This is a genomic window from Nonomuraea jiangxiensis (assembly GCF_900099965.1).
GTDB classification, from domain to species: Bacteria; Actinomycetota; Actinomycetes; order Streptosporangiales; family Streptosporangiaceae; genus Nonomuraea; species Nonomuraea jiangxiensis.
The window spans coordinates 14,868-29,052 of record NZ_FNDJ01000042.1 but is presented as its reverse complement, the minus strand read 5'-3'; the positions used below and the strand labels follow the sequence as shown (position 1 = coordinate 29,052).

Annotated in this window: 12 protein-coding genes; 5 read left to right on the top strand and 7 right to left on the bottom strand. The window is 67.7% G+C overall.

The window, feature by feature from the left end:
- Positions 1-102 precede the first annotated feature (102 nt).
- Positions 103-1,092, top strand: coding sequence for a cupin domain-containing protein (locus BLS95_RS49680; protein ID WP_090946626.1), 990 nt, complete (start codon positions 103-105; stop codon positions 1,090-1,092).
- Positions 1,093-1,182: 90 nt separating this feature from the next.
- Positions 1,183-1,920 carry a phosphoglyceromutase gene (locus BLS95_RS49675; RefSeq protein ID WP_090946625.1) on the top strand — a complete coding sequence of 246 codons (738 nt, stop codon included), beginning with the start codon at positions 1,183-1,185 and terminating at the stop codon, positions 1,918-1,920.
- A 36-nt stretch (positions 1,921-1,956) separates the two neighbouring features.
- On the opposite strand, the gene BLS95_RS49670 is transcribed toward BLS95_RS49675, so the two are convergent.
- The 6 genes from BLS95_RS49670 to BLS95_RS59440 all read right to left on the bottom strand — a co-directional run bounded on the left by BLS95_RS49670 (position 1,957) and on the right by BLS95_RS59440 (position 8,771).
- Positions 1,957-3,216: an MFS transporter gene (locus tag BLS95_RS49670; RefSeq protein ID WP_090946624.1), complete on the bottom strand. Its 1,260-nt coding sequence runs from the start codon at positions 3,214-3,216 to the stop codon at positions 1,957-1,959.
- Between the two features lie 92 nt (positions 3,217-3,308).
- Positions 3,309-4,460 carry an ABC transporter ATP-binding protein gene (locus tag BLS95_RS49665; RefSeq protein WP_090946623.1) on the bottom strand — a complete coding sequence of 384 codons (1,152 nt, stop codon included), beginning with the start codon at positions 4,458-4,460 and terminating at the stop codon, positions 3,309-3,311.
- Between the two features lie 25 nt (positions 4,461-4,485).
- Positions 4,486-6,213, bottom strand: a complete 1,728-nt coding sequence (locus BLS95_RS49660; RefSeq protein WP_090946622.1) for an ABC transporter permease — start codon at positions 6,211-6,213, stop codon at positions 4,486-4,488.
- Between the two features lie 84 nt (positions 6,214-6,297).
- Complete coding sequence (locus tag BLS95_RS49655) at positions 6,298-7,446, bottom strand: ABC transporter substrate-binding protein (RefSeq protein WP_143044243.1); 1,149 nt, start codon at positions 7,444-7,446, stop codon at positions 6,298-6,300.
- Positions 7,443-8,465 carry an ABC transporter substrate-binding protein gene (locus BLS95_RS49650; RefSeq protein WP_176993831.1) on the bottom strand — a complete coding sequence of 341 codons (1,023 nt, stop codon included), beginning with the start codon at positions 8,463-8,465 and terminating at the stop codon, positions 7,443-7,445. Before BLS95_RS49650 ends, BLS95_RS49655 begins: the two co-directional genes overlap by 4 nt.
- A gap of 177 nt (positions 8,466-8,642) precedes the next feature.
- On the bottom strand, positions 8,643-8,771 hold the full coding sequence (locus BLS95_RS59440) for a hypothetical protein (RefSeq protein WP_281250137.1): 129 nt from the start codon (positions 8,769-8,771) through the stop codon (positions 8,643-8,645).
- A 439-nt stretch (positions 8,772-9,210) separates the two neighbouring features.
- Here BLS95_RS59440 and BLS95_RS49645 point away from each other — a divergent pair, with 439 nt between their 5' ends.
- The gene (locus BLS95_RS49645; RefSeq protein ID WP_090946619.1) at positions 9,211-10,464 is read left to right on the top strand and encodes an MFS transporter; all 1,254 of its coding nucleotides are present in this window, start codon (positions 9,211-9,213) and stop codon (positions 10,462-10,464) included.
- A gap of 24 nt (positions 10,465-10,488) precedes the next feature.
- Here BLS95_RS49645 and BLS95_RS49640 read toward each other — a convergent pair whose 3' ends face one another.
- A complete protein-coding gene (locus BLS95_RS49640; RefSeq protein ID WP_090946618.1) occupies positions 10,489-11,226 on the bottom strand; it encodes a FadR/GntR family transcriptional regulator in 738 nt (245 codons plus the stop codon).
- A gap of 321 nt (positions 11,227-11,547) precedes the next feature.
- Here BLS95_RS49640 and BLS95_RS49635 point away from each other — a divergent pair, with 321 nt between their 5' ends.
- Positions 11,548-12,654 (top strand): cupin domain-containing protein, encoded by a 1,107-nt coding sequence (locus tag BLS95_RS49635; protein ID WP_218136398.1) that lies wholly within the window; start codon positions 11,548-11,550, stop codon positions 12,652-12,654.
- A complete protein-coding gene (locus BLS95_RS49630) occupies positions 12,651-14,174 on the top strand; it encodes an ethanolamine ammonia-lyase reactivating factor EutA (protein WP_090946616.1) in 1,524 nt (507 codons plus the stop codon). The genes BLS95_RS49635 and BLS95_RS49630 overlap by 4 nt, the downstream gene beginning before the upstream one ends.
- Positions 14,175-14,185 lie beyond the last annotated feature (11 nt).

The following is a 14,185-nucleotide window of genomic DNA, read 5'->3' as shown; positions in this document are numbered from 1 at the left end:
TTGCCGCATGTGCATGAGGCGTTCGTACAAACCCTCTGCCCCGTCGACGCGATCGTCGGCGACCGGAGCCCGAGCAGGACGATGACCGAAACAGGAGGACCCATGGGCAAGAGCGGACGAGTGTTCGTGCGCGGACTGACCTCGCAGACATACGGCCTCGGAGATTTCCGGCGCCGCCAATTGGCAGTCGAGCGGGTACGCGACGACAGCGTCGTCGTGGACGACGCCAAGGTCGCGCACTCGGGCGACAGCGCGAAGAGCCGGACCTGGTGGCGGATCGGTCCGGGTGACGAGGACTTCCTCACGCAGACGATCCAGGTGCACTTCGTGGAGCTGCCGCCGGAGTCGTCGAATCACGGACACGGCCACCAGAACGAGGCCGCCTTCTACATCTTGGAGGGCCGGGGCTACGAGATCCACGACGACCAGCGCTATGACTGGAACAAGGACGACCTGGTCTTCGTGCACACCGACTCCGTGCACCGGCACTTCAACCCGTACCAGGAGCGGGCCGTCGCGCTGGTGGTGAAGGCGAAGTGCACGTGGATGTTCATGGGGCTGATCCAGCAGGGGCGGTCGGGACCGGTCGAGGAGGAGGAGCGGTTCGGTCCCCGTGAGGACTGGTCGCGCATCTGGACGCCGGGGGTGCTCGACCGGAAGAAGGTGATCTCGCCCGCCGACACGACCTGGGAGCAGACCCCGCTCGGGCGGGTCCGCGTCATGTCGTCCCCGGAGCGCACGGATGCCCGCATCTTCAGCGTGGACGCCTTCGAGCTCGACATCCCCGCGGGTGGCCACAGCGGCAAGTACTGGAAGATGGCCGACGAGGTCTACTACGTCCTCGACGGCGGCGGATACGCGCTTCAGTGGGAGGTCGAGGCCGAGATCGCGGAGAAGTACTACGCGAGGATCGCCCTCGAACCGAAGCGCTATGAGATCAGGCGGGGCGACACGCTCTATGTCCCGCAGAACCACGTCTGCCAGATCTTCGCGGCGGACGGGACCCCGTTGCGGCTGTTCAACGCGCAGAACCGCGTTTTCAAGCACCTCGGCTACGACACCGTCCACTACTTCGAGCCGGCCTCGATCTGATGTAGTCACCTCGCCGACGAAGGGCGCCTCGCTCCAGCACCCGGAGCGAGGCGTTCGCGTCGACGGTGACCGTGGCGGAAAGGGGCCACGATGAGACTGGTCCTCCTGCGCCACGGCGAGAGCGAGTGGAACTCCAAGAACCTCTTCACGGGGTGGGTCGATGTCGACCTGACGCCGTCCGGCGAGGAGCAGGCACGGCAGAGCGGGCGACTGATGCACCAGGCCGGGCTGCTGCCGACCGTGGTGCACACCTCCCTGCTCACACGCGCGGTGCGCACCGGGAACCTGGCGCTGGAGGCGGCCGGCCGGGTCTGGATCCCGGCCCGCAGGCACTGGCGGCTCAACGAGCGGCATTACGGCGCACTGCAGGGCAAGGAGAAAAGGGCGATTCTCCAGGAGTACGGCGAGGAGCGGTTCCGGCTCTGGCGCCGGTCGTACGACGTGCCGCCGCCGGCCGACCCGGACGACGAGTGGCACGTGCGGAGCGACCCCCGCTACGCCGGGCTACCCCGCGACCTCGTGCCCCGGACCGAGTCGCTCGCCGACGTCGTCGCCCGCCTGCTGCCCTACTGGTACGACGTCATCGCTCCCGACCTGCGCGCCGGGCATACGGTGCTTGTCGTGGCACATAGCAACTCGCTGCGGGCACTGGTCGCGCACCTCGACCGCCTCGACCGTGAGGAGGTCATGGCGCTGAACATCCCGACCGGCGTTCCCCTGCGCTATGACCTCGACGACGAGCTGAAGCCGGTCCTGCGCGGTGGCCGCTACCTTGACCCGGAGGCGGCCGCTGTGGGCGCCCTGGCGGTGGCGGACCAGGGGCGTTGAGCGCGCGCCTGGCGTCGGCCCTTCCGGCCGTGAGGGTCATGTCCCCGGTGTGGAGCGCCGCTTCTCATCGGGATTGTCGTCGGCCTCCACGATTCCGGTGTAGGACCGCACCACGCCGCCCCGCAGCCATGACCACCCGGCGACGACCATCGGGCCCAGCCCGCCGATGGTGAGTGCCGCCACGGGTCCGATCACACCGGCCACCGCCCCGACGACGACGTCCCCGATCGCCGGGCCTCCCCGCGAAGACATCTGGTAGAAGGCGGTGACCCGGCCCCGGATCTCGTCCGGGGTGTCGATCTGGACCGCGGCATGCCGGATCGTGGTCGCCATGGCGTCAAAGGCGCCGAGGAGCAGGGCGGCGAGCACGGCCAGGAGGAAGACCGGCGAGTGCGCCAGCAGAATGGCGGCGATGCCGTAGAGGACCGTGGAAACCAGCAGGACCCGGCCCTGCCTTCGACTTCGCTGCACCGTACGGAAGACCGCATATGTCGCGATCAACGCACCGGCGGACGGGGCACCGGACAGCACTCCGTATCCGGTCGCGCCGACGTGCAGCACATCCAGCGCGAGCGCCGGCAGCAGAACGCGATAGGCGCTGAACACGGTCGCCGACAGGTCGAGCAGCATGAGGTTGTAGATGAGCGGCCGGTGGGCGATGTACCTGGCGCCCTCGGCGATCGATCCCAGTATCGAGCGGCGCTCCGCGGCCGGCTCCAGCTTGGAGATCCGGAGCGTGGCGAGCACTCCGACCAGCACCGCGTAGGTCACCGCGTCGACGACGTACATCAGTCCGGGCCCGGCCAGGCTGATGAGCACTCCGGACAGCAGCGGGCCTACCAGGATGGCCAGCTCCCGCGACGGGTTGAGCAGCGCGACCGCCTGTCCGATCTGGTTCTTCGGCACCAGAGCGGGAATCAGTGCCTGCCTGGCCGGCTGGTCGAAGGTCGCCGCGGCTGTGGTGAGCACCACGGAGACCACGACGTGCCAGGCCTCGGCCCGGCCGATCAGCGTCAGCCAGGAGAGCGCGACGGCGACGAGCAACGCGACGGCCTGCGCGGCCTGGAGCAGCCGGCGCCGGTCCAGGCGGTCCGCGAGCGCCCCGCCCAGCGGGCTGAGGACGAGCAGCGCGACCGCCTGCGCGGCGCCGACCAGCCCGGTGTAGGCGACAGAGCCGGTGAGCTGGTAAACCTGGTAGAAATTCGCCGCCACGGTGCCGCGGGTGCCAATCTGGGACAGGACGACCCCGGCCCAGTACAGCGTGAACTCGCGGTTCCGCAGGATCGCGGGTATCACGCGGTGTCTCCCACCTTTCTGATCACGCACTCCTGCTCACGTCGAAGGCCCGGAGAGCGCCGGGCCCGCAGATTCACTGATCGGAGGTACGGTCAGTCGACGGGAACGAGCACGAGCTTGGCGGGATCCATCCGCAGATAGACCTCGGTCCCGGGTTCTATCGAGGTCGAGGGGTTCCCGCGGGTCCGCAGCTCGTGCTTGCCGACACCCACCACGTGGTCGAGGCTGTCCCCAAGGTAGGCACGGGTCAGGACCGTACCCTTCCACTCGTTGGGCACCTCACCCGCCCGGGAGGTGGTGCTGACCTCCAGGACTTCAGGCCGCACGGACACGATCACGTCGGTGCCCAGGGGAAGGCTCATGGCAGAGTCGAGTGCGAGCTGCCCGTCGATGGTGTTGACGGTGTATCGGTCGCCGTCCTTGGCCACCACGTTGCCGGACACGAAGTTCGACGTACCGATGAACTCGGCGACGAACCTGCAGTTGGGGTTCTCGTAGATGTCGCGGGGACGGCCGAGCTGCACGATGTTGCCGTTCCGCATCACCGCGATCGCGTTGCTGAGGGCCAGGGCCTCGACCTGGTCATGCGTCACGTACACCGAGGTGATGCCGAGTTCGCGCTGCACCCGCTTCAGCTCGTAGCGCAGTGACTCCCGCAGTTTCGCGTCGAGGTTGGACAGCGGTTCGTCGAGCAGCAGGAGCGGGGGTTCGATGACGAGTGCCCGGGCGAGGGCGAGCCGTTGCTGCTGGCCACCGGACAGTTTGGTGGCCTGGCGGTCGGCCAGGTGGGCGAGCTCCATCGTCTCGAGCACGCGCATCACCCGCTCGGAGATCTCCTTACGGCCCAGCCGGTCGCCGCGCTTCTTCACCTGCAGCGGGAAGGCGACGTTGTCGAAGACCGACATGTGCGGCCAGATGGCATAGGACTGGAAGACCATGCCCAGTCCCCGCTCATTCGCGGGGACGTTCACCGATTTCTTCCCCTCGTTGGTGGAGAAGAGGACACGGTCGCCGACTTCGATGGTCCCCGAGTCAGGGCGTTCCAGCCCGGCGATCGAGCGCAGCGTCGTCGTCTTGCCGCACCCCGAGGGGCCGAGCAAGGTGAACAGCTGACCGTTCTCGACGTTGAAGCTGACGTCGTTGACCGCGAACACCCGGGCCTCCTGTGCCGAGGACGCGCGCGAGTCACGCCGGCGGCGGCGCTCTCCGTCGAAGGTCTTGACGAGGTTGTTGATGCGGAGCACCTGTCCTCCTGATGAAACCCGTTGTTCAGTCCTGCCGGAGCCCGACTTTGGCGCCGAGCTTGTAGGCGATGATGACGAGCACGGCGAGGGTGAGCACCATGACGACACCGAGTGCCGCCAGGACGGTGAACTGGCCGTTCTCGTACTGCTCGAAGATGAGGATGGAGAGGACCTCGTTGCCGGGGCTGTAGAGCAGGATCGAGCTCGACAGTTCGCGGAACGAGACCACGAGGATGTAGATCCAGCCGGCCAGGAGGCCGGGCGAGAGGAGCGGCAGGAGCACCCTGCGGAACGTCTGCCACCAGCTCGCCCCGCTCACCTGCGCCGACTCCTCCAGCTCAGCCGAGATCTGGTGCATCGACGTGACCGCGTAACGCATGCCGTACGGCATGTAGCGGGTGCAGTAGGCGATCAGCAGGATGAAGATCGTGCCGTAGATCGGGACAGGGCTGCGCAGGTACACGAACGAAAGCGCGAGCCCGAGGACCAGACCGGGGATCACGAGCGGGACGAACGAGAAGTGGTCCACGAGTTGCCGCCCGGGAATGCGCGAGCGCACGACTATCCAGGCGCCGACCGCCATCAGGATCATGACGAGCGTCGCCGACCCCAGACCGAGCGCGAGGGAGTTCTTCAGTGCTGTCATCGCGTCCGAGATGTCGAAGAGCTGGCGATAGTTGTCCAGGGACATCGACGCGAAGGCCTCGGCCGACGGCGCCTGGTAGAACTTCAGCAGGGACGTGTAGAGCAGCACGAACAGCGGCCCGACGACGGTGAGGAAGAAGTACAGCACGATGACGCCGCCCATGACCGGCCGCCACTTGCCGAGCTCCATCGGACGAGGACGAAAGCCCTTGCCGGTCACGGTCTGGTAGGTCTTGCCCGACCTGCCGACGAGGTTGGAGATCGTGACGCCGATCAACGCGAGCACCAGAAGCCCCACCGCCAGCGCGCCGGCCGCGGCGAGGTCCGGCGGGTAGGAGCGCAGTACGAAGTAGATGCGGCTGGTGAAGACGTAGATCCCGTTCTGCAGGCCGAGCAGGGCGGGGACTTCGAAGCTTTCCAGGCTGCGCACGACCATGACGAGCACCGCGGCGACGATCGCCGGGCGCGTCAGCGGCATGGTGACCCTGCGGAAGACCTGCCACCTGCTGGCCCCGGACATCAGGGCCGACTCCTCAAGCGAGGGGTCCATGGACCGGAAGGCGGCGACCATGAGGAGGAACACGATGGGGGAAAGGTGCAGGCCCTCGACCCAGACCATCCCCCACACGGTGAAGATGTCGAAGAACCCTGGGCCGAGGATCGGTTCGATCGCCTTGTTGAGCAGGCCGATGTCCGGGCTCGCCAGGAAGATCCACGCGATGGTGTACAGAATCCCCGGGATGATCAACGGAATGATCGAGGCCGCGAAGAAGAGCCCCTTGAACGGGACATCCGTCCGCACGTTGAGGTAGGCCAGCGCGGTGCCGACGACCAGCGACAACACGGCCGAGCCGACCGCGAACCACAGCGAGTTCCCGATCATGTCGCCGACGCGCGGGTCACCGTATGCTCGGGCGAAGCCGCCGAGGGTGAAGCCGTCGGCATCGAAGAACGTGCCCCAGATCAGGTAGTAAAGGGGCACGAGCGCGAGATAGCCGATCAAGCCGGCGACCACGACGATGATGATGACTTTAGGGGTCCCCAACCGGCGCAGCCATCCGAGCGTGGCTCCCCTGCGGGCAGAGACGGCGGGAGATGCCGTGGTCATGCCCTCACCTCTTTCTGAACCAGTCTGCGATGATCACGGGCGCGGCGGCACCACCGATGCCGGTGCCGCCGCACGATCGGTGACTCAATTTCCGTCTACCTGCTCACCGTTGGAGATGACCTGGTCGTACCGCTTGTTCCACTCGTCGCCGTTCTTCGTCAGCTCTTCGACGTCGATCGGGATGATCTCCACATCCTTGAGGGGATCGTCGCCCTCCACGATGGCCGGGGTGAGCCCCTGCTTCGCCAGAAGCGCCTGGCCCTCCTGGAGCATCCAGTCGGCGAACAGCATCGCCGCGGCGGGGTGCTTGGCCGTCTTCATCAGCCCGATGCCGTTGGGCCGGGCGATGACCGGCTGGACGAAGGGCAGGTAGTCGACGGGCGCGCCCTTGGCCTTGGCCTGCTGGACGATGTAGGAGTAGTTGGAGGCGGCGACCGAGAACTGGCCGGCGGACAGCAACTGGCCCTGCACCGTGTGGCCCTTGACGATCTTCGCGCCCCTGGCCATGCCGTCGAAGAGCTTGTCGATCTCCTCGCCGGTCTTGCCCTGCTTCTCCCAGTACTTGTAGAGGGTCAGGTACCAGTCGGAGTCGCTGAGCTCCATCGCCAGCTTGCCGTCCCACTTGGGGTCGGCGAGATCCTCCCAGGTCTTCGGCGCCTGCTCCGGAGTGACGAGCCCGGTGTTCCAGCTCGGCGCGAACAGGTTCATCCGCGTCGCGGTCCATCCTTGCTGCCGACCGGCCTCCGGGACCATGCGGCGCCGCTCACCGTCGTAATTGGCGAGAACGCCCTCGGTGTTCAGGTCGAACAGCTCGGTCGCGTTGGTCTCCACCACGTCGTTGCCCTGGTAGCCGGCCTTCTGCTCCTGCACGACCCGCTGGAGCACCGTCTCCGACCCGGCGCGGTACAGGTTCACCGTGACGTTGAACTGGTCCTCGAACGCCTTCAGGACCGCGTCAGCCACATCGCTCGTCATGGACGTGTAGAGGTCGAGCGCGCCTTCCTTCTCGGCCAGCGGGACGAGCTTGTCACGCCGCTGCTGACCGTTCATTCCGTTGACCTCGGTGTAGAGCTTCTCCGCCGCGCTAGGCCCACCGCCGGTCGCGGCTTGTGGTGCCGTGGCCGTGGGCGAGCCTCCGCAGCCTGAGAGCAGGAGTACGAGTGCGGACCCTGAGACCAGCGCACGCTTCGCGGGCCCGCCGCCACGGCGGCCCGACAGGGGGGCGGTGTTCACTTGACCTCCCGGCCTGACTGGACGATCTCTTCGTAGAGCGCGTCCCACTTCTTGGGGTTGTCGAGCATTTCCTTCTCGGGCACGGAAATCGTCGTGAGTCCGGCCACGGGATCGTCCGCCGTGGGGATCGACCCGACCCGGAAGGACTCGTGCAGGATCTTCTGTCCCTCGCTGAGCTCGTAGTCGACGAACAGCATCGCCGCTGCCGGGTGTGGCGCCGTCTTCATCAGTGCCACGCCGTTGGGCCGTATCACGATGGGCTGTACCGGAGTCCCCGAGGCCGGATGCCAGCTCACCGGGGCGCCCTGGTCGGCGGCCTTGTCGATCGTGTGGCTGTAGGAGGAGGCGGTCACCGCGAACTGGCCGGCCGAAAGCAGCTCGCCCTGCGCCGTGTGCCCCTTGGCGATCTTCGCGTTGGCGACGACCCGGTTGAACAGATCGCGGACCTCGGCGTCCGTCTTGCCCTGGTCGAGGTAGTACTTGTACATGGCCGCGAACCAGTCGACGTCGCCGACCTCCAGGGAGACACGTCCCTTCCACTTCGGGTCGGCCAGTTCCTCGAACGACTTCGGCTCCTCGCCGGGCTTCACCTTGGTGGTGTTCCAGCCGACCACGAACACGTTGAACCGGGTGGCGGTCCAGCCATCCGCCTGGCCCTCCTTGCGTACGGCGGCACGCAGCGCGCCTTCGTACGGGTAGAGCATGTTCTGGTCGGCCATGACGTTGAGCTCGCCGGCGTTCGTCTCGACGAGGTCGTTGCCGTTGTAGTTCGCCTGCTGCTCCTGCACCACGCGCTGAAGCACCGACTCCGAGTTCCCGCGGTAGACCTCCACCTTGATCGGGTAGGTCTTCTCGAATCCGTCGATGACCTTGTCCAGGTCGGTGTTCGAGGTGTAGATCGAAAGCGTGCCCTCTTGTTTCGCGAGGTCAACGAGGGTTTTGGTGCGTTCGTCACCGGTGAGCCCGTTGATGCGGTCGTAGACCTCCTGAGCTTTTCCGCTGGACGTGCCGGTCGGCATGGGCCCTCCGGCTGTCGGCGAGGCGCCACAGGCTCCTAGGAGGAGAACGGCGGCGGCCACCGCCACCGATCCGAAGAATTTCTGGTGTTGCATGGATGCTCTCCCGCGAGCTCGGCGGGGCGGTGTGACCACCGACCCGGCGATGATGCGTTTCTGTTCCCCCGCGAGAAGTAGTGCTCAGATCACGCCCGTCTCGATCCGGCCCAGGTTGGAGCGCCGGCGCCACGGAACACGTGCGGCGATCTCCGGCCCGTCCTGGTTCCCCGTCTCTCGGGCGAGAGCTCCAGCCAGATGGTCATCGCACATATCGGCCTCCTTTGAGCGAATTACCCGAGTACACACCTCGGTAGGACTAAAGGTCTAACCCTTTAGCCATACTTTTACCGGACCGTTACACGGCGGACAAGCCCCGGAGCGGCTCTCTTGATAGGGGCCCGCCAGTGCGCTGGTCAGACCCCTGGGGGGAGCACGCGAGGTGCCACTCCGGCGCCCCGAGTCCGTACGGCGGGCAGGTCCGCCCGCGGGGCCTTCCGCAACGCGGCGGCGCTCCAAGCCGGCCGCGGCGACTGTCGCCGGCATGCGAACCCTTCGTCGTCGGGCGACCCGCACCCCCCGAGGGCCGTGAAACCGGGATATCCCTTCACGACAACCCCGGTCCAGGAACAAGTCATAACAATTACCCCAAACCTCCCGGCCAACGACGCAAAGGTAATACCATTAGCCTGATTTAGGAAGAGGGGTGTCCATGGGCTCGGCAGATGCCACGTTCCTCGCCCGCGTCCGCACCGCGCACCGGCGTGTCTTCCGCTCGCTCACCGTGCCCAACTACCGGCGCTTCTTCACCGGTCACGCGGTGAGCGTGATCGGAACCTGGATGCAGCGGGTGGCACAGGACTGGCTCGTGCTCGAACTGACGGACTCGCCCGTCGCGCTCGGCATCTCGACCGCGCTGCAGTTCCTGCCCACCCTCATGTTCGGCCTGTGGGGAGGTGTTCTGGTCGACCGGCTCGACCGGCGCCGCACGATCATGGCGACGCAGGCGGCCAGCGCCGTCCTCGCGGCCGCCCTCGCGGTGCTCGTGCTGAGCGACCTGGTGCAGCTCTGGATGGTCTACGCGCTCGCCCTCGGGCTCGGCCTGGTCACCGTTCTCGACGTGCCCGCGCGGCAGGCCTTCGTCACCGAGATGGTCACCCCGGAGAACTATGTGAACGCGCAGGCCCTGAACTCGACGGTGCACAACGCCGGCCGCCTCGTCGGCCCGGCGATCGCCGGAGTCCTGATCGCTACCGTCGACGTCGGAGCGGCGTTCGCGGTCAACGCGCTGTCGTTCGTGGCGGTCCTGCTCGGGCTCGCGCGCATGAATCCCCGGGAGCTGCACCGGGTTCCGGCCCTTCCCCGAGCCAAGGGCCAGGCCAGGCAGGGCCTGCGATATGTATGGGAGCACCCGGAGTTACGCGCGTGCCTGTTTCTCGTAGCCGTGGTCGCGCTACTCGGCCAGAACTTTCGCGTCGTGTTCCCTCTGCTCGCCCGCGAGACCTTCGGCGGAGGCGCCGAGATCTACGGCTGGCTCACCTCCGCCCTCGGAGTGGGCGCGGTGCTCGGTGCCCTCGCGAGCGCCGCGCGCGTGGACGCCACCGCGTGGTCCCTGCTGTTGTGGACGTTCGCCTTCGCCGGCGTGAACGTCGCCGTCGCGGCCTCTCCCGCGCTCGGCCTGGCGATGGCTGCGGTCGTCGCCCTCGGTGTCGCGAACATCTGCTTCAACACGCTCGCACGCACGCTGTTGCAGATCAGGGCGGATCCTACGATGCAGGGGCGGGTGATCGCCCTGCACAGCCTGATATTTCTCGGCAGCACCCCGCTGGGAGCCCCGATCACGGGGTGGGTGTGCGAGCAGTGGGGAGCGCGCACGGGGCTTCTGCTGGCCGGGATCTCGGCAGGGCTCGCGGCCCTCGCGGTGTTGCCGTGGTTGCGGAAGATGCGCGCCCTGCGCGAGGAGTGACCTCCGGTCGTGATCGCAGGCCGGTCAGCCGTCGCGCCGGACGCGGCGAGCCGTTCGCTCGAGGTGGCGGGTCATGATCTCGCGAGCCGCCGCCGGGTCGCGATCCTTGATGGCGTAGGTGAGCGCCCGGTGCTCGTCCGTCCCCTGGTGGCCCATCGGCGCGTCGACGTGCGACTCCTGCAACGACATCAGCAGGGGACCGTGGAAGCTCTGGACCAGCATCTCGATGGCGGGGTTGTGCGTGCACGCCGCCACCCGGGTGTGGAACGCGGCCGACATCTCGACCGCGTATTCGCCCTTCTCGACGGCCTGCCGGCTCTCCTCGACCATGGCGAGCAGGCCGTCGATGTCCTCCTCGGTCGCTCGTTCGACGACCAGCGGAAGGATGCCCAGTTCCACGATGGTGCGCGCCTCGGTGACGTTCGCCGCCGTCAGGGGCGCCAGCGAGATGAGGTCGGCGAGGCCGGCACCGAGGCGCTCGGCCGAAGGCGAGGTCAGGAAGGCGCCGCCGTGCGAGCCGACCTTGATCGTGACGAGCCCGCTGGCCTCCAGCACACGCAGGGCCTCGCGCACGGTCACCCGGCTGACGCCGAAACGCTGGCACAGCTCACGCTCGCTGGGCAGGCGATCGCCAGGGCTCAGCTGCCCGTCACGGATGAGAAGCTTGACCTGGTCGACGATGACCTGCGAGACGCGGTCGACGTTGACAGGACTGAAGAGTTCCGCCGGGTCGGCGCTGCTCCCGGATCTCGTAGTCCCCATATGCGCACTCCTCAAGGCCGTCGTGGGGCAAGACGTTGCCGGGCACCCCAAACAGATTATTAGCTAATGGTATGACACTCAGGTCTGATGGTATGTCCTTTGGCGCGGTCCGGAGGCGGAGACCAGCGCGGGCGTGCGCACCGACCGGCTCGACGGGCAACGCCTGGTCGAGTCTACCCAGGCGGCGGGGATGCCCGCGGCGCTCGTACCCAGCCGTTGGATCGAGGCGCGTTTGTTGACGCCACCTAGCTATTGGTCTTACCGTTGTACCAGATGAAAGTGGAGGTTTCTGTGACAAAAGATGCGCTCGTTTCGGACAGCATGGCGAAAAACTTCGCCCGCGAGAAGGACACCCCGTACGCCTCATGGGTCCGCAACGAGGGTCTGGACATCATCTCCGCCCACTACATCCCCGACCTCAACACGGTCGAGCTGAAACCCTGGGAGCGCCGCGGCGGGCGCGGGGTCTTCATCAACCACGAAGCCTCCCGCACCTCCAATGACTGCTACGTGTGCGAGATCCCCGCCGGCGGCAAGCTGGCCCCGCAGCGCCAGCTCTTCGAAGAGATGCTCATGGTGCTCTCGGGCCACGGCTCGACCAGCGTGTGGAACGACGCCGGCAAAAAGGTCACCTTCGAGTGGGGCCCCGGCTCCATCTTCGCGATTCCGCTCAACACCTGGCACCAGCACTTCAACGGCTCGGGGACCACCGCCGCCCGCTTCGTCTCCTCGACGAACATGCCGCCGGTCATGAACATGTACGACGAGCCGGAGTTCGTCTTCGGCACCGCACACGACTTCGTCGGCCGTTTCAACGGCGAGCCCGACTACTTCGCCGACAAGGACGAGGTCGAGGGCCTGCTCCTCAAGACGAACTTCGTCGCCGACGCCGTGAACCTCCCGCTCATCCACGCCAAGGAGCGCGGCGCGGGCGGAGGCCACATCCGCTTCATGATGGCCAAGGGCTCCATGAACAGCCACATCTCGCAGTTCCCCGTCGCGACGTACAAGAAGGGTCATCGCCACGGCCCGGGCGCGCACGTCATCATCATGAGCGGCGAGGGCTTCAGCCTGATGTGGCCCGAGGGCGAGGAGCCCAAGCGCTACGACTGGCAGCCGGGCACGCTCATCGTCCCGCCCAACATGTGGTTCCACCAGCACTTCAACACCGGTGACAGCCCTGCCCGGTACCTGGCGTTCAAGCACGAGGTGGTCTCGATCCGCAACGCCCAGGGCGTGCCGAAGGCCTGGATCAGCCGGCGGATCGGCGGCGATCAGATCGACTACGCCGACGAGTCCGCCATCGTCCGCGACACCTTCGCCAAGGCGCTCGCCCAGAAGGGGCTGACCCCACGGATGGAGGCCGCCTACGCGGCCGAGCTCGAGGACCTGCCGCCGAAGCCGGGCGAGAGCACCGCCACCGCATGAGCACCGGGCACCACGCTGACGGCGCCGGGCGCGACCACGACCACGACGACGAGCCCGACGTCCCGCTGGAGCAGAACCCGATCTGGCAGCAGGACAACGTCACCCTGCACAGCGTCGGCGTGGACATCGGATCCTCAGGCACCCAGCTCGCGTTCTCGCGGCTCCACCTGCGGCGGCTGAGCGAGGACCTCACCAGCCGGTACGTCGTGGTCCGGCGCGAGTCGCTCTACGAGTCACCGGTCCACCTGACGCCGTTCGGCGCGGACCTGCGGATCGACGCGGCCCGCCTCGGCGCGCTCCTCGACGAGGCGTACGCCGAGGCGCGGGTCACGCCCGAGATGATCGACACCGGTGCGGTCATCCTCACCGGCGAGGCGCTCCGCCGCCGCAACTCCGAGGCGATCGCCGAGGTGGTCAGCGAGCGTGCGGGCGAACTGGTCTGCGCGACGGCCGGCCACCACATGGAGGCCATGCTCTCCGCCTACGGTTCTGGCGCCGTCAGGACGTCGAGCCGGGAGCACAGTCGCCTGCTCAACATCGACATCGGCGGCGGCACCACCAAGCTGACCCTGGTGGAGGACGGGCGGATCGCCGGGACGGCGGCGTTCCACGTCGGCGGCCGGCTCATCGCGGTCGCCGGCGGCGTGGTCACCCGGATCGAGCCCGGCGGTCATCGGCACGCCCTGCGGGCCGGGCACGACCTGGCGCTCGGCTCGCCGGTGACCGGCGACCAGCTCGACGACGTGGCCGCGCTCATGGCGGGTGAGCTGCTGGGAGCCCTCGCCGGGCGACACACGGAGGGCCTGTGGCTGACGGAGCCGCTTCTCATCCCGGAGCGGCTCGACGGCATCGTCTTCTCGGGCGGCGTGGCCGAGTACGTCTACGGCACCCAGACCGCCGACTTCGGCGACCTCGGCCGCCGGCTCGGCGGTGAGCTGCGACGCAGCGCGGAACGCGCGCTCCTCCCCGCCCCCGTGCTGCCCGCCGCCGAGCGCATCCGCGCGACGGTGCTCGGCGCCTCGCAGTACACCGTGCAGCTCAGCGGCATCACCAGCCACCTCGACTCGGCCGAGGGGACCCTCCCCCGGCGCAACCTGCCGGTGGCGCGGCCCGCGTACGTTCCCGGCGACACCGTCGACTCCGCGGCCATGGCCGACACGCTCAGGAAGCACCTCGACCGTTTCACGCAGGGCGACCTCGCCGTCGCCCTGTCGTGGAGCGGCGACCCTGAGTACCATCGGCTGCGCGCCTTCGGCGAGGGCATCGTCAAGGGGCTGTCGCCCCGGCTCACCGCCGGTGAACGGCTCTACCTCGTGGTCGACGGCGACATCGCCCGGACACTCGGCCGGATCCTGCGCGACGAACTGGGGGTCGAGAACGACCTCCTGATCCTCGACGGCCTGCTCCTGCGCGACTTCGACTACGTCGACCTCGGGCGCGTCCGGCAACCCTCGGGCACGGTGCCGGTGACGATCAAGTCACTGCTCTTCAACGACATGGACGCCAGTACGGCGCCATAACCCGTCGGCGG